The organism is Marinoscillum sp., from assembly GCF_965229915.1.
Lineage (GTDB): Bacteria > Bacteroidota > Bacteroidia > Cytophagales > Cyclobacteriaceae > Marinoscillum.
The window spans coordinates 1,154,756-1,177,921 of sequence record NZ_CBDDJZ010000001.1 but is presented as its reverse complement, the minus strand read 5'-3'; the positions used below and the strand labels follow the sequence as shown (position 1 = coordinate 1,177,921).

At 41.8% G+C, this 23,166-nt stretch carries 12 protein-coding genes; 5 read left to right on the top strand and 7 right to left on the bottom strand.

What is annotated here, in order from left to right; all coding sequences use genetic code 11:
- Nucleotides 1–49: 49 nt before the first annotated feature.
- The 3 genes from ACO067_RS05090 to ACO067_RS05080 form a co-directional block, all read right to left on the bottom strand.
- The gene (locus tag ACO067_RS05090; RefSeq protein WP_421871477.1) at nucleotides 50–2,476 is read right to left on the bottom strand and encodes an ABC transporter permease; all 2,427 of its coding nucleotides are present in this window, start codon (nucleotides 2,474–2,476) and stop codon (nucleotides 50–52) included.
- A 191-nt stretch (nucleotides 2,477–2,667) separates the two neighbouring features.
- A complete protein-coding gene (locus tag ACO067_RS05085) occupies nucleotides 2,668–3,363 on the bottom strand; it encodes a hypothetical protein (RefSeq protein ID WP_421871475.1) in 696 nt (231 codons plus the stop codon).
- Nucleotides 3,363–4,589 carry a M28 family peptidase gene (locus ACO067_RS05080; protein ID WP_421871473.1) on the bottom strand — a complete coding sequence of 409 codons (1,227 nt, stop codon included), beginning with the start codon at nucleotides 4,587–4,589 and terminating at the stop codon, nucleotides 3,363–3,365. Before ACO067_RS05080 ends, ACO067_RS05085 begins: the two co-directional genes overlap by 1 nt.
- A gap of 47 nt (nucleotides 4,590–4,636) precedes the next feature.
- On the opposite strand from ACO067_RS05080, the gene ACO067_RS05075 reads away from it, so the two are divergent.
- On the top strand, nucleotides 4,637–5,734 hold the full coding sequence (locus ACO067_RS05075) for a TolB family protein (protein WP_421871471.1): 1,098 nt from the start codon (nucleotides 4,637–4,639) through the stop codon (nucleotides 5,732–5,734).
- A gap of 3 nt (nucleotides 5,735–5,737) precedes the next feature.
- Here the strand turns inward: ACO067_RS05075 and ACO067_RS05070 are convergent, their stop codons facing one another.
- From ACO067_RS05070 to ACO067_RS05060, 3 genes are all read right to left on the bottom strand, one after another.
- Nucleotides 5,738–6,286 (bottom strand): hypothetical protein, encoded by a 549-nt coding sequence (locus ACO067_RS05070; RefSeq protein WP_421871469.1) that lies wholly within the window; start codon nucleotides 6,284–6,286, stop codon nucleotides 5,738–5,740.
- A 91-nt stretch (nucleotides 6,287–6,377) separates the two neighbouring features.
- Nucleotides 6,378–7,157, bottom strand: coding sequence for a hypothetical protein (locus ACO067_RS05065; RefSeq protein ID WP_421871467.1), 780 nt, complete (start codon nucleotides 7,155–7,157; stop codon nucleotides 6,378–6,380).
- An 82-nt stretch (nucleotides 7,158–7,239) separates the two neighbouring features.
- Nucleotides 7,240–8,307 (bottom strand): AI-2E family transporter, encoded by a 1,068-nt coding sequence (locus tag ACO067_RS05060; protein ID WP_421871465.1) that lies wholly within the window; start codon nucleotides 8,305–8,307, stop codon nucleotides 7,240–7,242.
- 326 nt (nucleotides 8,308–8,633) lie between these two features.
- On the opposite strand from ACO067_RS05060, the gene ACO067_RS05055 reads away from it, so the two are divergent.
- The 3 genes from ACO067_RS05055 to ACO067_RS05045 are packed head-to-tail and all read left to right on the top strand — an operon-like array spanning nucleotide 8,634 to nucleotide 17,876.
- Nucleotides 8,634–9,317 (top strand): hypothetical protein, encoded by a 684-nt coding sequence (locus ACO067_RS05055; RefSeq protein ID WP_421871463.1) that lies wholly within the window; start codon nucleotides 8,634–8,636, stop codon nucleotides 9,315–9,317.
- 16 nt (nucleotides 9,318–9,333) lie between these two features.
- The gene (locus tag ACO067_RS05050) at nucleotides 9,334–17,442 is read left to right on the top strand and encodes a T9SS type A sorting domain-containing protein (protein ID WP_421871461.1); all 8,109 of its coding nucleotides are present in this window, start codon (nucleotides 9,334–9,336) and stop codon (nucleotides 17,440–17,442) included.
- Between the two features lie 5 nt (nucleotides 17,443–17,447).
- On the top strand, nucleotides 17,448–17,876 hold the full coding sequence (locus tag ACO067_RS05045) for a hypothetical protein (protein WP_421871459.1): 429 nt from the start codon (nucleotides 17,448–17,450) through the stop codon (nucleotides 17,874–17,876).
- Between the two features lie 83 nt (nucleotides 17,877–17,959).
- Here the strand turns inward: ACO067_RS05045 and acnA are convergent, their stop codons facing one another.
- Nucleotides 17,960–20,695 (bottom strand): aconitate hydratase AcnA, encoded by a 2,736-nt coding sequence (gene acnA, locus ACO067_RS05040; RefSeq protein ID WP_421871457.1) that lies wholly within the window; start codon nucleotides 20,693–20,695, stop codon nucleotides 17,960–17,962.
- A 183-nt stretch (nucleotides 20,696–20,878) separates the two neighbouring features.
- Between acnA and ACO067_RS05035 the strand changes: the two genes are divergently transcribed.
- Entirely contained in the window at nucleotides 20,879–23,146 is a 2,268-nt protein-coding gene (locus ACO067_RS05035; RefSeq protein WP_421871455.1) for an aconitate hydratase, read from the top strand.
- Nucleotides 23,147–23,166: the final 20 nt, after the last annotated feature.

The window sequence follows — 23,166 nt, the reverse complement described above, 5'->3', positions numbered from 1 at the left end:
CATCTATTTTATCACTGTGGATAAGTTGTGGATATGTGGATTCAGATTTCTATTCGTTTCGAAGAGACGATACCGGATTGGCCCGAGCTGCTTTCCACGACTGCACACTCATGGTGAGCCATGCTATGGCGCAAGCTGCGATACCGGCAACTAGAAATACCCACCAGCTGATGTCAGTTCGGTAAACGAAATCGTCGAGCCAGGCTTTCATGGCGAAGTACGAAATGGGGCTCGCAATGAGAAAAGACACAATGACCAGTCGAATGAAGCTGAAGGACAGCTTATTGACAAGATGTGCGACAGATGCTCCTAAAACCTTTCTGATGCCTATTTCTTTGCGTTTTTGCTCAGCTGTAAATGACGCCAAGCCGAATAGTCCAAGGCAAGCAATGAATATGGCCAGGAAGGCAAATACTCCGAAAATCTGTCCAATCTTTTGTTCACTTGCATAAATCCGATCAAATCGCTCGTCCATGAAATTATATGCAAATGGTTGGCCTGGAGCCAGATCATCCCAGACCTGATTGAGATAGTTAATCGTAGCTTTGGTGTCTGACGCGTCTATTTTCAGCGCAACATAACCAGTGCTATGCCCGATGTGGAAAACCAGTGGATTAATGTTTTGACGCATCGATTCGTAATGGAAATCTTTGACAATCCCGATGATCCTGTAGTTCTCGGCATACATTGAATCCTGGTCACCACCATGAGTAGAAATGAAGTCACCCACTGAGACATTCATTTGCTTTGCGGCTGTCTCATTTAGAATAGCAGTGGTGGAGTCAGTAGGGAACTCTTTGGAGAATGCCCTGCCGTCAACTATTTGCATATCCAGTGTCTTCAGGTAATCATAGTCGATGTAATGATTGTTTAAGATATGAGTTTCGCTTGTATTTACATTCTTGCCATTATAGTACACGTTGTTGTTGTTGGAAGTAGCCACTGGGAGAAAACTTGCCACTGTTGCAGATTTTACCCTACTGTCTCTCAATGCTTCATTCTTAAAAGCCTGTACGTTATCTCTGAGAATCCAGGCATCATTGATCATGAGTATCTGGTTTTTATCAAAACCTAATTTCTTATTCTGAATGAAAGAGAGTTGATTAAATACAATAGCAGTTCCCACGATCATGATGATGGACACGGTGAATTGCAAGACCACCAATACGCTTCGGATACTGCCACTTTTAAACCCTAGATTAAGTTTGCCTTTGAGCGTTTCTGCTGGTCTGAACTTGGATAAGTAGAATGCTGGGTAACTTCCCGAGAGTAGTCCTACTATCACCATGATGATGGCCATTGTTCCGATAAAGCCTGTTGAGAAGAGCTGGCTCATTTCAAGTTGTTTACCTGCCAGATCATTGAAGTAGGGGAGAAGAAGTGCCGAAAGTCCAAACGCAAGGATGGTAGAAATGAAGCTTATCAGCATAGCTTCCGATATGAACTGCTTGATGAGTTGACTTCTAAATGCACCCATCACTTTTCTTATTCCCACTTCCTTGGCTCTATTAGCCGATCTGGCAGTGGCGAGGTTCATGAAGTTGATACAGGCAAGTATTAAAATAAAAAGACCAATGGCTGAGAATATGTAAACGTATTTGATATCTCCATTTGCCTCCAGATCACCTAGTTTGTCGCTGTGCAGATGGATATCAGTTAGAGGTACCAAAAATATCCCAGCATAATCACCTTGCGCCTCAAACTGATCCATGGAGAGGTTCATAAACTGCTTAATCTCCGGACCAATTTTAGTATCAATCAGGTCTGGAAATTTGGCCGCCAGGGCTTGAGGTGAGGCACCTTCTTTCAGTTTTAAATACGTATTGAAATTGAAACTCATCCACATAGTTCGCTGCGCCTCTTCCCGGTCGTGCATGGTGAGCATCATGTTGTAGTGGAAGTGGCTATTGGATGGTAGGTCAGCATATACCCCCGTGACTTCATAGTCTTCACGGTTGTCCAGGACCACCATTTGACCTACCGGATCTTCATCACCAAAGATCTTCTTTGCTGTGGTTTGGTCCAGTACCAAGGTTCTGGGACGGTCCAGACATGTTACCGGATCGCCTGATATCAAACCTATTCCCCAAAACTCGAAGAAGTTTGGATCCGCGTAGATGGCATTCTCTTCTTTAAAAGTCAGCTCTTTTCCTTTGCGTTTGATGAACCAGTTGCCAGTACTTCTAAACCTGAAGGCATCGACCACTTCCGGATAGTCTGCTTTCATGGTCTGAGCAGCTGGGGCACTCATTAGGGCAGTGATGAATTCATTGCCGTTGACTGAGCCACTAAAATCCATCCGGTAGATTTGCTGAGCATAAGGTGACTGCTTGTCATAGCTAAACTCATCAGATACAAACAGCGCAATGAACAAAAAACAGGTAAGACCTATCGATAGGCCTAAGATGTTGATAGCGCTGTAGAACTTCTGCTTCCTGAGGTTTCGGAAAGCGACAATTAAGTAGTTGCGAATCATGGTCCTTCTTAGTTTGGTTTTGAGTTGATCTTTAGGTTGTATGGAAGTTAGATGCAGTTGATGTCTGATAAGTTGCATCTGGCTGTAAATACCATTACTGTATATTATATGGTATTATGTAATGCAAGGTTGCGACTTACTTGCAGGTAGTTGATGAATGGTAAATAGTGGGGATGGAAGGGGGAATGTGGTTATTTCTCCTCGATCTGAAGTTTTTCGAATTCGGGATGATTGAAAACTATTTTTTTATAGTCCAGCACGTAATGGTCTTTTTTACCTTGCCAGATATTGACCCGGTTAAAAATTGGAAATTCGTTGCTGTACTGCCAGTCTTCAAAGTGAACACAGATAATTTCCCCTTTTTTATAAGGATTGGCTTGTGCGATCCCTGCCATGAGGTTTGTTTTCTTATCAAAGAACAGTCGCACTGGCAGGCCTAAGTGGTCTGACCCAATTAGCTGGTGACATCTCTGGTCGAAGAATGAAGTATCTTCCAGTTGCTTTAACCCGAAATAACGCTGATCGGGCTGCATCATCATCTCATGAAATTCATGCGCTTTCAATACAGCTATCACAGCATTGGAGAGAGGACCTTGAGCGGTTAATGAGGAATCTAGTCCGTATCCTTTTTCTTTGGTTTTGATCAGTGCATAAAAGGGGTTCGGCTTGTAATCGTATTTTTGAAGAAACAGCAGGTAATCATCTTGTGTAGAGGATTTGGTGATCGTTTGATAGGTGCCATCAGGCCCTGTACAGTCCGCTTTGGCCACTATGTTAGTAACCTCTGATATGTCTCCCAGGGATTGGTAGTGCTTGTTGAGCACGTGCTCTGCCGAATTTCCACAGCCGAACGCAATGAATACAATTAATCCTCCTAAATAGCGCATTAAAAGCTAATGTCGTAAGTAAGTTCTTCTCCGTTTCTATTGATAACAACTTGAGTAGAATCACCCTTATTGAAGGCGGAAAGTGCACGCATATAGCTCATCATATCTATGATGGTGCTATCACCAAGTTGGATTACAATATCACCCTGTTCCAGACCTGCTTTTTGAGCGGGTTTGTCTTCACTGATACCATCTATGCGCATGCCTTCACCATCAAACAAATAATCGGGAACCACACCAAGTGTCACTGTGAATCTTGGACCCTGGCTGGACTCGTCTTTTGTTTTTTGAAAAGTAAGTTTTGGTTCGGTATCTAGATTTTTGACGATGTTTTCAATGTGTGTGGTAATTTTTAAGATTCCATTGACATTGATTAGCTCAGAATCATCTGTGGGCTTGTGGTAATCGCCGTGCTGCCCGGTGAAGAAATGAAGCACAGGAATATCTTGTAGGTAAAAAGAGGTGTGGTCAGAAGGACCTACTCCAGATTCTTTTTTCACCACTTTGAGGCCGACAGTGTTGGATTGATCGATTATCTCAGACCATACAGGAGCAGTTCCTGTTCCGTGAATAGCTATTCCCTTGGCAGTGTCTAGTCGACCTACCATGTCCATATTGATCATGTAGTTAACCAGAGTCAAATCTACAGTAGGGTTTTTAGCGAAGTAGTTGGATCCCCATAGTCCCTTCTCTTCACCAGAAAAACCTATGTAAAGGATGTCTGAGTTAATAGGATTCGTTTGAAAGTAACGAGCTATTTCCAGCATAGCAGAGACACCACTGGCATTGTCATCAGCTCCATTGTGAATGGCAGAATCACCGCGATGGAGAGAGGACAATCCTCCATATCCCAGGTGATCATAATGAGCACCAATAATGATGAGTTGATCGCCTGGATTGTCTTGAAATGCAACAACATTTCGACCTGATATTCCCTGTAGTGTATCCTCGTCAGACATGGTAGCTTTTTCATGAGGATTATCTGAATCTTTGACAAAAAAAGATTGCATGAAACCGGCCGTTCCTTTCGGGGATAGCCCCAATTCCTTAAACCTACCTGCTATATAGCTAGCGGCTTTGCGTTCTCCTTCAGTGCCCACTTCACGTCCTTCTAGTGAATCGCTAGCTAAAATGGCTATGTCTTGTGAAATGATCTCTGTTGGATTTTGTGCCTGCTCACAGGCCACTAAAAATAATGCAATGATTAAGGCTTGAATGGACCTCATAATGTAATAAGTTATATTAGTTTAGCGCGCTGATAAAGTTAGTTGTTATGAAAAACATTGTTAGCATCATGGGCCTGCTATTAATCATAGCATGTACTGGTCCTTCTAAAAAGACTGCCGATACTGAATCTTCTGAGCCAAAACCTGACACGCTCAGATATGATGAGGAATCTCATTTGAGTAATGTTCGTCAATTGACCTGGGGAGGTAACAATGCAGAAGCTTATTGGTCATTTGCAGGTGATCAGTTGGTGTTTCAGTCTGATTTTAATCAATGGGGAGTTTCCTGTGATCAGATTTTTGTGCTGGATGTAGACAAAGTTAGCCCTAATCAAAAGCCTGCCATGCTCAGTACAGGAATGGGACGCACTACTTGCGCTTATTTTTTACCTGGAGATAGCACGATTGTTTATGGCTCTACTCATTTGATGGATTCATTGTGCCCAGCAGATCCGCCGAGAAGTATTGATGGCAAATATGTGTGGCCAATCTATGAATCATACGACATTTTTGTTTCGGACTTGTCAGGAACTATTAAAGAGCAACTAACTGATACTCCAGGTTATGACGCAGAGGCTACGGTTTCTCCAAAGGGAGACAAAATTGTCTTTACTTCCATGCGTTCAGGAGATTTGGAATTGTTCACCATGAATATCGATGGTACGGATGTGCAGCAGGTGACTGATGAGTTGGGGTATGATGGAGGTGCATTTTTCTCACCAGATGGTACCAAACTGATCTTTAGAGCTTCTCGTCCAAAGACAGAAGAAGAGATAAAAGTATACAAGGAATTACTGGCTCAAGGGCTCGTACAGCCAACAGAAATGGAACTGTTCATTTGTAATGTGGACGGATCTGATCTCAAGCAAATTACGAATCTTGGCAATGCCAACTGGGCTCCATACTTTCATCCATCAGGTGAAAAAGTCGTTTTTTCATCCAATCATGAATCGCAGAGGGGATTCCCATTTAATCTATATATGATCAATATAGATGGCACAGGACTTGAGCGAATCACTTATGATGAGACATTTGACTCTTTTGCCATGTTCAGCCCGGATGGTAAGCAATTGGTTTGGGCCTCCAATCGATTCAACGGAGGAACCAGGGATACGAATCTTTTTGTAGCAGACTGGAATGATTAAGCCCTAGCTACTACTTTGCAAAGACAGCCGATCAGAAAGGTATTGCGTGATCATATGGACACTTGAATCACTCTGCTTTCTAAAGACCAGGTTGACAAATTTATGTTTGCTAGAACCGATATTCAGTTTGAACGAATAAATGAAGTCCTGGTAACCATCCTTGAAAGGACTCACATCACTGGTGACGATTGATTCATCTACTTCTAGTGAAGAAATATCATTAAAGCGATAGACTCTTGTGACAGTGTAGCCAGATTTTAGTGTTACTGTCTTATTGTTAGTGTCAATGATAATTTGATTTGGATACTTATAGCGTTCATAAATCAAGGGTACTCCTATGAAAAATAATCCGCAGAGGATGGTTGTAAAGTGAAGTCCAATGTAGAGACCTATGGTGAGTAAAGTCAACCCAATGAGACCAAAAATGATGAACGTAGTTAAGCTTCCCGAATTGGGTTTTTTCAGGACGATTGTTTCACCGGCATTTAGGATTTTATATCCATTTTCTTTGAAGACTGAAACGATATCTTCGGTATCAATTGATGAGTTCATGGTGGTATTAGGTTGAATATCAGTCTTCTAAGATATAAAAAATCCCATTACTCGCTAGCAATGGGATTTAAAAAAGAATTTGAACTTCTGACTATTCGGTCAGTGTGACTTTTCTTTCCACTGAGTTGTATGGACCTGGAATCAATTTTCCATCTTTGTCTATAAGTTCCAGTTTGATGGTTACTTCTCCCATTTCCAAACCTTCTATATAGTAAGGAGCCCACTCTGTCAGTACATGCTCTTCTCCATTGATGGTAGCTCTCACTTTGTTGCCATCAGGCGAAATTGAGGTGTTGAAGAGGAAAAAGTCCAACATAAGTTTTTTAGTATCGGCTCCACTGTAGGTTCCTTTAGGTCGGCTGTAGAAGAGGTGCTGAGCCATTGCGTCAAACTGAGGCTCATCTTCTGCTGGCGTACCTACTATCAATTCCTTTAATATATATGAACTATCATTTTTAACGGCCTCATGATAAGATCTTGAAAGGAAGGCTAGTAATACGTGCTTACCTTCGGTGAGTTCCTTAGTAAACTCTGGTTCATAGTGAGCAGAGTAGGGGTCATTGTCAAGGATAAAATGAATATGTTGACCTTTACCAGAATTGGCGATACCTCTTGCTGCTGCGTCCGGCGTCTGTACTCCAAGATCATAATTAGTCACCTCAAATTGGAAAGCTGTTTCTCCTGGACTAAGTAATGTTTCAGGAGCAGTCATGGACAGACTTGCATCCGGATAGTCATAGGACGGAGGGGCTTTGTATACAGAATATTTTTCTGGCCCCAAATCTTCAGCGGCCTGACTGATTTTCTCTTCTGGGGATTCATTGGAATCACTGGACTTGGTGTTACTACAAGAAAAAAATAATGCTGCCATAACTAAAGCTATTGCAGACAAACTGGTACGTTTCATAATGATTGGTTTTTATTTTTTACAACTAGATAGTCGGTGTTTAGTTTTAATCCGGATCATCTGCGAGTGTTTTCAGTTGTCCTTTTTCCGATAGCATTATGGCAATTGGCTTTAGTTCTGGGATTTCTTCAAATACAACGATCATGATGACGGTGATGGGTACGCTTAGAATCATGCCCATTATACCCCAGATTGCGCCCCAAATAGTCAGAGAAAGAAGGACCACCAGCGAACTTATATTGAGTGAATCACCCATTACTTTAGGTTCTACTATGTTTCCAATGATTACCTGAATGAGTCCCACAGATATTAATACAAGTACCATTGGGCCAAACTCACCAAACTGCACCACTGCAAACAGAGCAGGAAAGAGCGTGGCAATCAATGAGCCAATAGTAGGAATATAGTTTAACACGAAAATTAGAATTGCCCAAAATGCGGGAGCATCTACTCCAATCAACAACAAGGCAAAATAACTCAGGAATCCCGTGAGTAAACTGACGATGGTCTTTAACGTGAGGTATTTACTGATACTATGATCCATTTTTTGGAATAGAGCCACTATTTTTTTCTTCTTCTTTTCATCGCTATACAGGGCATCAAGCTTATAGTTGAATACCGACTCTTCTAGCAGAAGAAATAGTACGTACAGTAAGATTAGGAATGCATCGCCTAGTAACAGTGAAACGTAATCAAACAAGGTGGAGGCTGCTGCCGCCAGGTCGAGCTCTTTGATGTAGGTTAACACCTGATCAGTCACATTTACACCGGTCATTGCATTGATTTGGAGAAGACTCTTATCCAGGTTCTGCTCATAGATGTCAATAGAATCCAACAGGTCCGACATGCTAACTATCAGAAGCTGGAACACCAGAAAGAGAGCCACATTGATGACTACAAAACCAATCATGCTTTGTAACCAGATAGGACAGTTTCTCCTCAGCCAGGGTACCTGCTGGATATTCTCTCTTAATTCATGAATGATGAACCACACGAGCAGTGCGATTATAAAGGGGATGGCATAATCTTTAGAGTACACCAAAATGGTCGTAATCCCAAGAATTGTTAACACCAGGTAAGCTGCTCTGCTGATGCTAAAAGGCTTTGTTTGCATAGGTTAGGTGGGTTTTTGCTTCACCTGGATAAAGCTAGAAGAAATTTTGATTTGCAGAGGAGTAAAATAAGCTAGATCATCAAAATATTAAATTTATGTGACAGAATTGTAAAAATCATGCTAGGAAATCGATTTCAATTTGATAATATTTAAAATAAAACCCCCGTATTGTTAATAATTCAATAAATATATCCACATACCTAATTTTGGGTATGGTATGTCTATGAGATTTTTCCTAGGTTTGTTGTGGTTTAAATAAGAAGCCGCCTATTTCCCTTCTTATAAACCGCCAAAAATTGATTTTTCAACCCTAACCATTTACACTTATGCGAAAATGTGTTCTGGTTTCATTGGCTCTATTGATCGGCTGGGGTACCGCATTCTCACAGGACGAAGGTTCTGAGGGTGGGTATTTTGACGCTGGAGATATGGCTTTTGAAGTCACTGGTTCCCCTTTTGGTAATGATGCATGGTCATCATCTTCCAGTAGTGGGAAATTATTAAGTTTCGGCTCTTTGAGAGCTCGATATGCAGTTACTACCAACATCGTTCCTCGTTTGGGGATCAATGTGGGGTTGAGTAACGAGCAGGATACGCCCGATGCAGTGACCAACCGTAGTTCTTACCTAGTAAGACCTGGTTGTGAGTATCACTTCAGAGTAGAAAATGGATTCAGATCCTATGCTGCACTGGATGTTCTAGTGGGGCAGGGATTCTCTAGTTATGAGTCCACTACCTCTTATTCGATTGATGGCGCCACAAGCGTAAACATTGCCAACAGAACGGCTACCAACAAAGGGTACTTCCTGATTGGCGTTGGTATTGGTGTAGGTGCTGAGTACCACTTAAACTCACGATTTTACATCGGGACAGAAGTGGGATTCAACCTTGCACAGTCCAAAATGAACGAAGTGTTTGTAGATGGTGAGTTGTTTCAGGAATCAACCAAAAACAGCTCGGTGACCATGAACACACTCAATGCGATCAGAATCGGATTTAAATTTCTTTAATTAAATCACTGCAAAAATGAGAAAACAATACGAACAATATTTTATACAAACCGCCAAAGCGCTGCTTATCGTCTTGATAAGCTGTTTTGCGTTTGTAGCAAAAGGGCAGTTGACAGTAACTGCTCCTAATAATACAACTCAATTTGTGGGTGAAGACACAACCTACACTTTTGAGGCGACTGGTTACGAGAATGGGACAAATTTTGTCTTGTTTTACAGTAATGCTGCTATTGATTTAAATGATGCTGGCACTACTGATCTTATCTTAGGTCAGTCTACCGTTCAGGATGCTGAGGTAGACTTTGATTTTACATGGCCGACCAACGGTATTTATAACTTGAGGCTTCATGCATTGGAAGGTGATGACTTCTACAATGATGTAGACAGTGTAATCTTCGCACTTGAAGAAACCACTCAAGCAGGTACTGATAATGACGATGGCGTTTTTGATAGAGCAGGAACCAGATCTTTGGTAACTGACGCTGTAGATTTATCAGGAGCTGATACAGTTACCATATTCTTTGATTTTGAGGATGTGGGTGCGGATGATATTTATTCAGTTGATACAGTAAACTTTATTAAGTTTTATTATTCAACAAACGGAGGTTCAACTTATACATCTCTGGAAGAGGTTGGAGCTGCATCAGATACAATCGCTGGAGATGGATCTAAGGTTTTCCAACTGCCGTCTTCTGCCTATACTTCATCTGTAATGTTCAAGATTGAACAGGCAAATAGCTCTAGTTTAGGAGCAAATGTTCGCTCTTGGGCGGTAACAAGTGATATCGAGCTAACTCTAGAACAAGCATACTCTTCCATAGATAGCGATATTTCTATTGCATATTCTGTGGTGAATCCTCAATTAAGCATTGATTCTGTTTATGTGACGGGAGATGATGTGGATGTTTCAACCGCCTATCCTGGAGATGAAATCAACATAGTTGCTTCCATCACTGATGGTGCAGAACTGGACCTTTACAGCTATGGTGCTATTTTCACCAATGGTAGTGATCGTTTTTATCTGGAAGGCGAAACTTTTACTAATGTAAATGATACAGTATTCACCATAGTTGGAACTGTTCCAACTGGGGTTATTTATGATAGTTATGATCTGTATGTTGCGGCATATGATTCAGACGATAGTCAACTGCTTTGGAGTGATAGCTATACACCTGATTTCGGAGATTCAGATGACTTTGATGAGTTAACAATCGAAAATGGTGAGTTGACTGTTTTAGATAATATTGAATTTGACGGAGATGGTGAGAGATCAATTGAGTTTCCAGCATTTGATTTTGCTTCTATTGACAATGATTCCATCAAAATTTATCTTGGCAGATCTGAAAATCTATTATCTCCGGCAGGGACTGATTTGGTTTTAGAGTATGCTACCGAAGAAGGTGGAAGCTTTACTGAGCTAACAAGTGTTTCACTAAACGCTTTGTCAGCAACCGGAACATCATTACTTGCGGTGGCTGCTGCTGATTATCCTTCAGGTATGATCACTTCAGGTACCATTCTAAGAGTAAGACAAGAAGGAAATAATGGAGATGGACTCGATATGTGGTACATCAGTTCAATTTCCATAAATGGGGTTGACAATCTGATAGACATTGTTGGAGATGATGATATCAATTTTGATATTGACCGTCCATCGATCACTCTGGATCCAATTAGTATTGAATCTGATAACCTGTCATACCCAATGACAGATCAGACTTTCACATTTTCAATTGATGAAGGAGAGTTTCCTGCTAATACTGGAGCTAAGTTGTTGATCAACACGGTTGGAGATGAAGAATTGGATATTTTGATTGGAGAAATTGAGGATGTTACTGATGAATCAATTGACTTCAAGGTTCCTGCATTGGAAGGTGGAGACTACACGGTCTACTTATTGGTCAATGATGAAATGTATTCATCCGTTACTCTTCCGATTTATGAGGTGGAAATTTCAATTTCAGATGTTTCATTTACCATGGCTGTTGATGTAGCAGGTGAGCAGTACGCTGTTCCGGGATCTACAGCCACAGTGACCTACTCAATAGATGGTGAGCCAGGATCTGGCGCACAATTGGTTTTGAGTGTGTTGAACAATGACGGAGATTATGTTCAGCTTAATGCTACAGAAACTCTGGATGGAACGATTACAGGTGTTTTACCGCAAGATCTGGATTACCCAGATAGTCCAACTAATCCAACGTTGAAGCTTAGCTTAACCACAGGTTTATTCGATGCATTCACTTTCAGCGAACTTCTCAATGTTGATTTATCAGCAGAAGAGTTGGATGAATACTTTAGTATGACAGTTGGAACACAGGAAGTGTCGGGAACTCCTGATGTGTTCTATGGTTCGTCAGAGCGTTCGGCCACTAGTATTCCATTCGATTTCACTTATGGAGGAAATATCTCTGTTAATATCGATAATGAGGATTTTGATAGTGATTACGACATGACTATCTATTTGTCCAATGATGGTGAGACATGGGAAGATTTTGAAACGCTAACAAATAGTGGTTTCGATATAACTTTTGATGTTGACGTGCCAAACAACTTTTGGACAGACAGCCTGTATTTTAGGGTTGCCTATGATGATAATTTTAATGCTGGGGTAAATACATCTAAAATTGATGATGTTGTCATCGAAACTCCAACATTCACAGAAACAGCTGATGTTCTTTATGAATTTGGATTAGTTGAGCCTTACATCAACTTGGCTGATGTGAATTCTTCTTATACCATTGGTCAGGATGTGACTGTTAGCTACAATGCGGAGTACTTCCCAGATGATGTAGAGTTTGCTGCTGTTTTGGTTCAAGGCAATGTAACTTATGTTATCGGAACGAACTCAGATCAAGGCACACAAAGCATCTCTGGAAGCATGCCAATTGTTTTGCCTTTAGATGAAGACAATGCTTTAGCAGCGTATGAGATTTCGGTGATTCCATTCATTCCAGGTGAAGACGGTGAATACTATCCATCGGATGAGATCATTGATGTGGATAGCGAGGATGATTTCATGACCGTAACAGGTGTTAGTAACCCTTCTGTCTTTACCTCTTTTGATTTTGACCGAGTTGGTACAAGAGAATTGGTTGCAGGTCCGTTCGATCTTAGTGGAGCTGATTCAGTAACTCTTCAATTTTATTATGAATCCGTAGTTACTATGGCTTCCAATACCAATACTGTACCAAGATTAGAGCTATCTACTGATGGGTCTACATGGACCGCTATTGAGGTATTAGAGGATGAGGATGATATGTATCAGACTGGATTGTTGTACAATGCAGATGGTACCATTAGTGTGGGAATCCCTGAAGCATTCCTTGCTGAGGATGTTTACATTAGATGGAGCCAGCCTCTAAACTTAGGCCTTGATAAAAATGCATGGCTTGTATCTTCTATTGATCTTATCTATGATCAGGGTAATGAACTTGCTTCTTACCTATTTAATGATAACAATCAAGAACAAGCAGTTACTATCGACGAGCCTGCTGCAACAGACTATGTGTGGATGCAGACAGACCTGGAAGATGCAGTGTTCAATGGCGAGACATTTGAGTACACCTGGGATTATAATGAGGACCTTTTAGAGCCTGATACTTTCCCGTCAGGAACTCAATTCACTTTCATACTTCATGACGGCAGTGATTTTGTAATTGATCCTGAGACCGACAAACCTTATGTTGTAGGTACTACTACTACGCTGGGTGAAGGTTTCGAAGGGTCTATACCTTTCTATGCTACTGCTGGCACTTATGATATTTATTTAATTGCTTCTATTGAGGTGGATGGCGAAACCTACTTCATCTATGGTGATGAAGACGGTGAGAGTACTACGGATGTTGGTGATCTGGATGTCTTCCTGAAGGCAGTAAGAACTACATTAGAGTTTGCAGCGAACGATGTACTCTATGCAGGTAGCACGGCTACATTTAGCGTTGATCTGGAGAATGACGAGACAGCTACTATTGGTGTAGACGACCTTTATGCCAACCTTCTTGCTGTAAACATCAGCGGCTCTAACGACATGATCCTGGCAACTCAGGTAGGTACTGCAGATATTACAGTAGATCTTCCTCCGTTCCTAAGCGGATCACAGACTTTCGTTATAGAATTTACTGAAGGTGCACCACTTGGAGAAGTAGGTGATGTAGATATGTTCCAGTTCTCAGAAATGTCAAATAATGAGGATGACATTACTTCGGATCCTAGTAACTTTTTAGCTGGAGACGTAAATGATGTGGCTATCACCACTAAAGTCTTTAGGGAGGATGAGTTGTACAGTCCAAATAGTCCTTACATCAGATTCGATGTGGATTTTGATAAAGTGGGTTCCAATAATGTGGTTTTCCAATATTCGATGAACGGTGGAGATTGGACTAATATTACATCTTTTGGAGATGGCTACTATAATAACTATCTATACTACTTTACTTCTCTGGCATTGTTTGATGAAGACAGAGTCGAGACCGTTCAATTTAGATGGGTAATTGGTAACGATGCAGAGCTGGATGGTTCTTCACTTGACTTGTATGATGTTTACATCTATACAGGGAGTGCTGGTTATTCTAACTCTCAAAACAACACTAGTTTCTTCCCTGAGGGTGCATCCTTAAGTGGGTCTAATATGGTTGAGTTTGAGAATGATTTCGGCAGAGGATTGATCACTACACGTGATTTCGAAGCGGATGAGCTAGAAAACAAGACCATCATGAGCTTCGATCTTACATTCGATGAAGTATCTGAGAACCTATTGGATAATCAGTACCTGATTTTTGAATATTCCTTGGATGCTGGTGGCACTTACATGCAGTTGGATACGTTCCCAGAAATGGATTCTGAGTTTACCATCAATGATTCTACAGTTCAATACACCTTGACTGAAGAAATGAAGTCGGGGGTAAGGTTCAGGTTCAGACAAGAAGAGCGAAATGGAATCGACGTATCTGTAGATAATTTTGTTTTCAAGTCTGGCAATACCTTACCGTTTGACTACATCACTACAGAATCACGATCTATCGCAAAGCAACAAGTGTTGATTACAAGTGTTAGTGCTGATGAGATTTGTCAAGGTGATGAAGTTACTCTGGGTTATGAAATTAGAGGCCGCTTCGGAGTAGACAATATATTGAAAGCAAACTATAAGGCTGTTGGTGGAGCATCCTCCTCTTTGAGTGGCTATGACTTTATGGCGACTGAAGGTACCGGAACAATAACCGTACAGCTTCCTGGTAATGTGTTGACTTCATCACAAAGTAATACATGGTATAGATTTAGCTTGGATGCTGATGACAATACAGATATGTATGATGACATCAACGAAGACGTTGATGTAACAGGTCAGTTCTCAGAGCAAAATGTAGAACTTGTAGCACCTATCAACACCTCAGCAACATTCAGTGTAACTTCTGGAGATATCAAAGAATGTGATAATGAAGAGGTAGTATTGAACATCAATTCACCTCAGGATTATTTCATGTATGAAATCATCAACGTTGAGGCTGATACAGTAATGGCGACATTGACTTATGATCCTGAAGATGGAGAAACTGAGATTACTCTTGGTTCATTTATGGAGTCATTGGAGTTAGATATGAGAGTGACGTCTATGTCATCTTCTGGAATGGTATGTAATACTCGCGAGACAGTAGATACTGACCCGGTAGAGGTGGGTTACCTTGAAACTTTCAAACTATTTGTGGATTCTGATTTGGTTGAAGAAGATAACAACTCAATCACAATTTGTGAAGGTCAGGATGACGACATCTATTTGAGATTAGAAAGGTTTGAAGATGACTTCAGCTATGCACCTACGAGTGTTGAATGGTTCAGAGACAATCTAAACAACTTCGTTTCTAATGCAAGCGTACTTGACGGTGATGATGAAGACCTTGAAGCAGGCATGTATTTTGCCAGAGTTACAGACGGTACTTGTATTTATTTGACAGATACATTTACCATTGAGGAGATTGCTACACCTGAGATGCCAGAAATTACAGCTGATGGTGCTCTGAGCGAATGCTCTGATGGTGAGGGTGAAGTGACTCTTACTGCTACTGAAGGCTTTGCATACTATGCATGGTATGATAATGGAGCTTTATTGGTAGAAGGTACGTCTAATACCTATGTCGCTGATGAGCCAGGTGAGTATACCGTCGTTGTATCTAACCAATCTTTAGGTTTGAATGGTTGCAATGCAGAATCAGAAACGTTCGATCTTGAAGTGATTGATGTCATCGAGCTTGAGTTGTATGCTGATGGCGGTTATATAAATGGTGGTGAAGTGATCAACGGATGTGAAGATGTTACCATCTATTTCCGTGATGGCTTTGCTGGTGGAAATGTTAGCCCTGGAACTGGTGCACTTTATACGGTGTACAAAGACGGAGTAGCTTATAAAACAACAACAGGATCTTCAATGAATATTGAGGAGTCTGGTGAGTACTTTGCCGAGTGGACCAATGATGCGTTGAATGGACAATGTGTTGTTACCACTGAAACGTTTACAGTAAATATTACTGATCCTGTTGAGGAAACACCAGTAGTTACAGTGGTAAGCGGTGATCTATTGGCATGTTCAGATGCTATTGAGGTTACCTTGAGTGCTCCTGATGGATTTGCTTACTATGAATGGAATGCACCTTCAGCTAGTAATCTAGATGGAGTAGGTTCTCAGACTATTACCACTACCATTGCAGGTACTTATGAAGTAAGAGTTTCCAATGCACCTATTGGAAGTGGATGCTCCAGCGAATGGTCAGACCCAATCGTAGTAAGAGAGGTTGATCTACCACTGTTTAGAGTATCGAACAATACTACCTTTTATAGCAATGGACCAATTGTCGCAGGGGATGTTATCCACGCTTGTGATGATTATACGGTATATTTCTATGAAGGAACGTCAAATACCAATAATGTCAATACTGGGGTAGTTAATATCTATCTTGATGGAGCTTTGTTTGCTTCTACTGAATCCGACAATTATACATTCACCCAGGGTGGAGATTTCTCATTCGAATGGGTAAGTGATGATAGTCGTGTGACTTGTAGCACAACGATTGAAGCTTTCACATTGACGATCAGTGATGTGCCAGATGTTGCGCCAGTGATAACTTCAGACGGAGCTTTGACTTTCTGTCAGGGTGAAGGTTCTGTAACCTTAACTGCTCCTGAAGGATTCACTTATTACGATTGGAGATGGAATAACAATAGCATTACACAGGCTGGAACCACTAGTTCTAATGTAATCGAAGTTACAGCTCCAGGTGATTATACTGTATATGTAGGTGAGAGCTTTGAAGATGGTTCGGTTTGTTTATCACCTGAATCAAATGAAATTACTCTTAATAGCTTGGCATTACCGTCAGTTCCTGGCTTTAGTCAGTATTCCGCTGGATGTGGTGAAGCGGGAGTTACTTTTAGCTTGAGCGGTAGTCCTTATTTCAGATATCAGCTAGTTGATGCTAAAACTGGACTTCCTTCAGGTGCGATGGTGGCTGGTGCCAATGGTACGACTTATGTGACTTCAGATCCAATAACTTCCGAAACTGAGTTTATGCTATCAGTATCAAGAGCAGATGGTTCTGGATGTGTGGCAATGTCTACATATACACAAACTGCGAGACCAAACAACGCATCACTTGAATTGGATGGAATCACGTTAACACTTCTTTACAATAGTGCAGATGATTTGGAAATCAGATGGTATCGTAATGGAGTGGAGATGAGAAACAAACGTGATCAAACTTCTATTGTAGTACTGGATGCTGCTGAATACATGGTGGAAGTAGATTATGAAGGTGGTTGTACTGCTACTACCAACACCGTGGATCTTACTGGCAGCCGTGTTGCTCCTCCTACAAGTGCTCAAGGAATTGTAGCTAGTACTTATCCAAACCCTACTACTGACGTAGTGAATTTGGATATTCCTGGAGATAAGCTTGGAACAGTGAAGGTTCAGATTATGACTTTATCTGGTCAGATCTTGATCTCAGAAAGTTTCGAGAAAAATGCAGAACAGTTTGTAAAAGAAATCAGTATCTCAAAATTGGATGCTGGTATCTACAACATGACTGTGGTGCAAGGAAATGAAGTAGAGAATATCCGAATCGTTAAACAATAACAATTATGAGAAAGATACTTAGTTATATAATGATAACAGGGATGGCAGCATTTGCCATCTCCTGTGCTGAGCCAGTAGAGCCGACCCCTACCAATATGTCTTATGGAGACTGGGTGGTAACGGAATACTATGTGAATGGCCAGGCAGCTGGTAGTGGAGGATCCACAAGTTCTCCATTGGTTTTTGAAAGGTTCACACTCGAACGAGATGATTCCTTTGTTTTAACTGATGACAATGGATTTGTTTATGTGGGAGATTGGGTTGCAACTGATACCAATCTGACACTAACTGCAGAAGATGGAACCATATTCGATTTTGAGATCGTATTCCAATCGTATGATAAGTTACACTTGCTGCAGACTATCTCCAGTCCTACAGCTGGTGAGATTCAGGTTCGATACTTAATGAATCAGGATGATGCTTCTTCTTATTGATTGAGAGTTAACATCTATATATTAACAAAAACCCTGACGAGATTTCGTCAGGGTTTTTTGTTTTTAAACTTGTCAGGCATGTCCTAGTCCTTCAAGAAATTTCTCAAGACGTAATTCAGGATACCTCCGTGCTTGTAATAAGCAACATCCACTTCGGAATCTAACCGAACCATCGCCTTAAATTCAGTTTTGGTACCATCCGGTTTAGTTGCTGTGACCTGGATTTCCTTACCAGGAGTCAAACCATCAGCTATTCCTGAGATATCATAGGTCTCATCTCCAGCTAATCCTAAAGTGTCTTGTGTTTCTCCTTCCAGAAACTGTAACGGTAAAACACCCATCCCCACAAGGTTTGAACGGTGTATACGTTCATAGCTTTCTGTGATTACTGCTTTTACACCGAGTAATGTGGTTCCTTTGGCAGCCCAGTCTCTTGACGAACCAGAACCATATTCTTTGCCACCAATCACTACCAATGGTGTGTTATCCTCTTGGTATTTCATAGCCGCATCGTATACGGGCATTTCTTCACCGGTAGGGTGGTACTTGGTCCACCCGCCTTCACGGCTGGCTAGTTTATTCTTGATCCTGACGTTGGCGAAAGTACCTCTCATCATTACTTCATGATTTCCACGTCGTGAACCATACGAGTTAAAGTCTCGCTGTTCTACACCATGTTCCGTCAGGTATTGACCAGCAGGATGCTCTGGTTGGAACTTACCTGCAGGAGAAATGTGGTCGGTTGTAACCATATCTCCAAGCTGTAGCAGCACTTTAGCACCTTGGATGTCCTCTGGCTCTGGCACGTCTTCTGAGATATCCTTAAAGAAAGGCGCTTCCTGTATATAGGTAGACTTGTCATCCCACTCATAGATGGTACCTTCCGGGGCGTTCAGTCCTTTCCAGGCATCATCTCCATTAAAAATAGTTTCATAAGTGCGCTTGTAATCTTCTGGGGTGACCACCACATCCATTATCTCATTAATTTCATCCAGTGTTGGCCAGATATCTTTGAGGAAGATCGCTTCACCATTGGAGTCTATGCCCAGTGGTTCATTATTCATGTCAAAATCCATGCGGCCTGCTAGAGCATATGCCACTACCAGCATTGGTGAAGCAAGGAAGTTCATTTTAATGTTGGGGTGGATTCGTGCCTCAAAGTTTCTGTTTCCTGAGAGAGCGGAACAAACCACCAAATCATTTTCAATTACTGCTTTCTGTACTTCTGGCATCATGTCACCGGAGTTACCAATGCAGGTAGTACATCCGTAACCTACCGTGTGAAATTTCAAAGCCTCCAGATAGGGAAGAAGGTGTGACTTTTCCAGGTAATCGGTTACTACTCTAGACCCAGGCGCCAAGGATGTTTTCACCCAGGGTTTTACATCAAGTCCTCGTTCAACGGCTTTTTTAGCTACTAATCCCGCCCCAATCATCACACTTGGGTTGGAAGTGTTCGTACATGAGGTAATGGCTGCAATGACCACTGCACCATCAGATAAATTGTAACTGATGTCCCCACGCTTCATTGGGATGCTTTTGATACCAGTTTCAATCTGAACAGCTTCTGCTGCCTGGCCACCTTCGTAGGCCCAGTTACCAGTGCGTTCCTGTACTGGGATGTAGGTTCTGCTATGAGATTCTTTCAGTAAGCTGATAATTTGGTCTTTGGCATCTTTAAGCAGGATTTTATCCTGAGGCCTTTTCGGTCCGGATATGGTTGGTTCTACTGTACTTAAGTCAAGTTCTATCTCATCGGTGTATTTGATAGTGTCTTCCGGATTTCTCCAGAGCATGTTTTCCTGGGCATATTTCTTAACCATCTCTACATGCTCTTTAGATCGATTCGTTTTTAGCATGTAGGCGAGCGTCTGGTCATCTATTGGCCAGTGGGTATCCGTACATCCAAACTCCGGCGACATATTACTGATTGTACCTCTATCAGGCACAGTCAAATGAGCCAAGCCTGGTCCGAATATTTCCACAATTTTACCAACCACTCCATAGTCCCTAAGCAGTTTGGTCACTGTCAGCACCAGGTCAGTAGAGGTAGCACCCTCAGGAAGCGATCCGGTAAGCTTCAACCCAATGACTTCTGGTAGTATCATATAGATTGGCTGGCCTAGCATGGCAGCTTCGGCTTCTATACCACCTACACCCCAGCCAAGCACTCCAATACCGTTGACCATAGGAGTATGTGAGTCTGTACCTACCAGTGTATCTGGAAAAAGGTAGCCATCTCGCTCGATTACCCCTTTGGCCAAGTATTCGAGGTTCACCTGGTGACAAATACCCATTCCCGGAGGTACCACTGAAAAATTGGTAAAGGCTTTTTGAGCCCACTTTAATAATTTATAACGTTCCTCGTTTCTTTGGTATTCCAGGTCTACATTTTTCTTGTAAGAGTTTTGTGTGCCGAAAAATTCGACCATCACTGAGTGGTCAATGACCATATCAGCGGGTACTACCGGATTGGTCTTGCCTGTATCCTTTCCTTTTCTGGCTACCTCAGATCGTATGGAAGCTATATCCACCACGGCTGGCACTCCCGTAAAATCCTGCATTAAAACCCTTGCAGGAGTATAAGGGATATCCTTTTTGCCGGCAGTTTCATGCCAGTTGAGAAGTGTCTCAAGATGATCTTCAGTTACAGCGAAGTTATCGTAATTGCGAATGGCATTTTCCAATAAAATCCGAATGGCGTACGGAAGTGATTTCACTTCGCTTCGTTTGGCCGCCAAATCCCGTAGTGAATAGTATTTACGTTTTCCAAGAGGAGTGGTAAGTTCCTTTTCTATACCAAAAAAATCCTGTGGCATATGTAAGCTATTTAGTGATTTATCATATTCTGTGTGGTATTACAACCAACAGCACCTTGCATCTGTTATAAATTCCTTCTTTCACTGTCGTACTCAGGAATTGATTTGTATGATTATGATGAAGATTTTTCAGATTTAGATAACTTTGGCGTTTGTCTGATTTTTGAGAAAATTCATAGCACAATGGCATTTGATATTGATATGATTAAAAGGGTCTATGAGACTATAGGCCAAAGAGTAAATAAAGCAAAAGAGGTCACTGGGAAACCATTGACCCTGGCAGAAAAGATATTGTATAGTCACTTAGCTGAAGGTGAGCCAAAAGAGGTTTACAAGAGAGGCGAGTCGTATGTGGATTTTGCTCCAGACAGAATTGCTTGCCAGGATGCTACTGCCCAAATGGCGCTGCTGCAGTTTATGCAAGCAGGCAAAAGCAAAGTAGCAGTTCCAACTACAGTGCATTGCGATCATTTGATTCAAGCAAAGGTAGGAGCAGCTGCAGATTTGCAGAATGCCCTGAATAGCTCCAATGAAGTGTTTAACTTCTTGGAGTCTGTTTCTAATAAATATGGTATCGGTTTCTGGAAACCTGGTGCTGGAATTATACACCAGGTAGTTCTGGAAAACTATGCATTTCCGGGTGGAATGATGATCGGTACAGATTCGCATACGGTGAATGCCGGTGGACTCGGAATGGTAGCTGTTGGTGTTGGTGGAGCTGATGCAGTAGATGTGATGGCTGGAATGCCGTGGGAGCTTAAGTTTCCTAAACTAATAGGTGTGAAGCTTACTGGTAAAATGAACGGTTGGACTGCTCCGAAGGACGTGATCCTTAAAGTAGCAGGAATTCTTACCGTGAAAGGAGGAACAGGCGCAATCGTCGAGTACTTCGGTGATGGAGCTCAAAGCATGTCGTGTACTGGTAAAGGAACCATCTGCAACATGGGTGCAGAGATCGGAGCGACTACATCTACTTTCGGATATGATGAGTCTATGGAGCGCTATCTGAGAGCTACTGGTCGCGATGAAGTAGCTGATTTAGCTAATGGAGTGAAGGAACATTTGACTGGTGACCCTGAAGTCTATGCGAATCCTGAGCAGTATTTTGATCAGGTGATTGAAATCAATTTGGATGAACTAGAGCCACACGTAAATGGTCCGTTTACACCAGATTTGGCTACTCCTGTTTCTGAAATGAGTAAAAAGGCTCAGGAAAATGGATGGCCTGAGAAAGTAGAATGGGGACTGATCGGTTCTTGTACTAATTCATCTTATGAAGATATCTCCAGAGCAGCATCTATTGCTGAGCAAGCTTTGGCCAAAGGACTTAAGCCTGCTGCTGACTTTGGAATTAACCCTGGTTCAGAACAGGTTCGCTTCACAATTGAGCGTGATGGTTTTATCGAAACGTTCGAAAAGTTGGGAACCAAAGTGTTTACCAATGCCTGTGGTCCATGTATCGGTCAGTGGGATCGAGCTGGTGCTGATAAGAAAGAGAAGAATACCATCGTTCACTCGTTTAATAGAAACTTTGCTAAAAGAGCAGATGGAAACCCAAATACGCATGCCTTCGTCACATCTCCAGAGATGGTAGCGGCAATTGCGATTTCGGGTAAGTTGGGCTTCAACCCAATGACAGATACCTTAACCAACGATAAAGGTGAACAAGTAAAGCTTGATCCTCCTACAGGTTGGGAACTCCCTCCAAAGGGATTTGACGTGGAGGATGCGGGCTATATTAATCCAGCTGAGGATGGTTCTGGAGTAGAAGTGGTAGTCAATCCAGATTCTAAGCGTCTGCAACTGCTTGAAGGGTTTAAGCCTTGGGATGGAAAAAACATCACTGGCGCCAAACTCTTGATCAAAGCACAAGGAAAGTGTACAACTGATCACATTTCCATGGCTGGTCCCTGGTTGAGATTTAGAGGTCACCTGGATAATATCTCCAATAACACACTAACGGGTGCCGTCAACGCCTTCAACGGCGAGACTGATAAAGTAAAAAATCAGTTGACAGGAGAGTATGGTGGCGTGCCTGATGTGCAGCGAGCGTACAAAGCTGCAGGTATACCTACAATCGTTGTTGGAGATCACAACTATGGTGAAGGCTCTTCCAGAGAGCATGCAGCCATGCAGCCTAGACATTTGGGTGTGAGAGCAGTTCTTGTAAAATCCTTTGCCCGAATCCATGAAACAAACCTGAAAAAGCAAGGAATGCTTGCATTAACCTTTGCTAATGAAGCTGATTACGATAAGATTCAGGAGGCTGATACGATTAATTTCCTTGATTTGACTGAGTTTGTATCAGGCAAGCCACTCACACTTGAGTTTGTTCATGCCGATGGCAGTAAAGATGTGATTGTGACCAATCATTCTTACAACGAAGGTCAGATTGCCTGGTTTAAAGCAGGTTCTGCTTTGAACCTGATCAAAGAGATGAACAAGGCTTAAAGACCTAAAGAAGTTCTGAA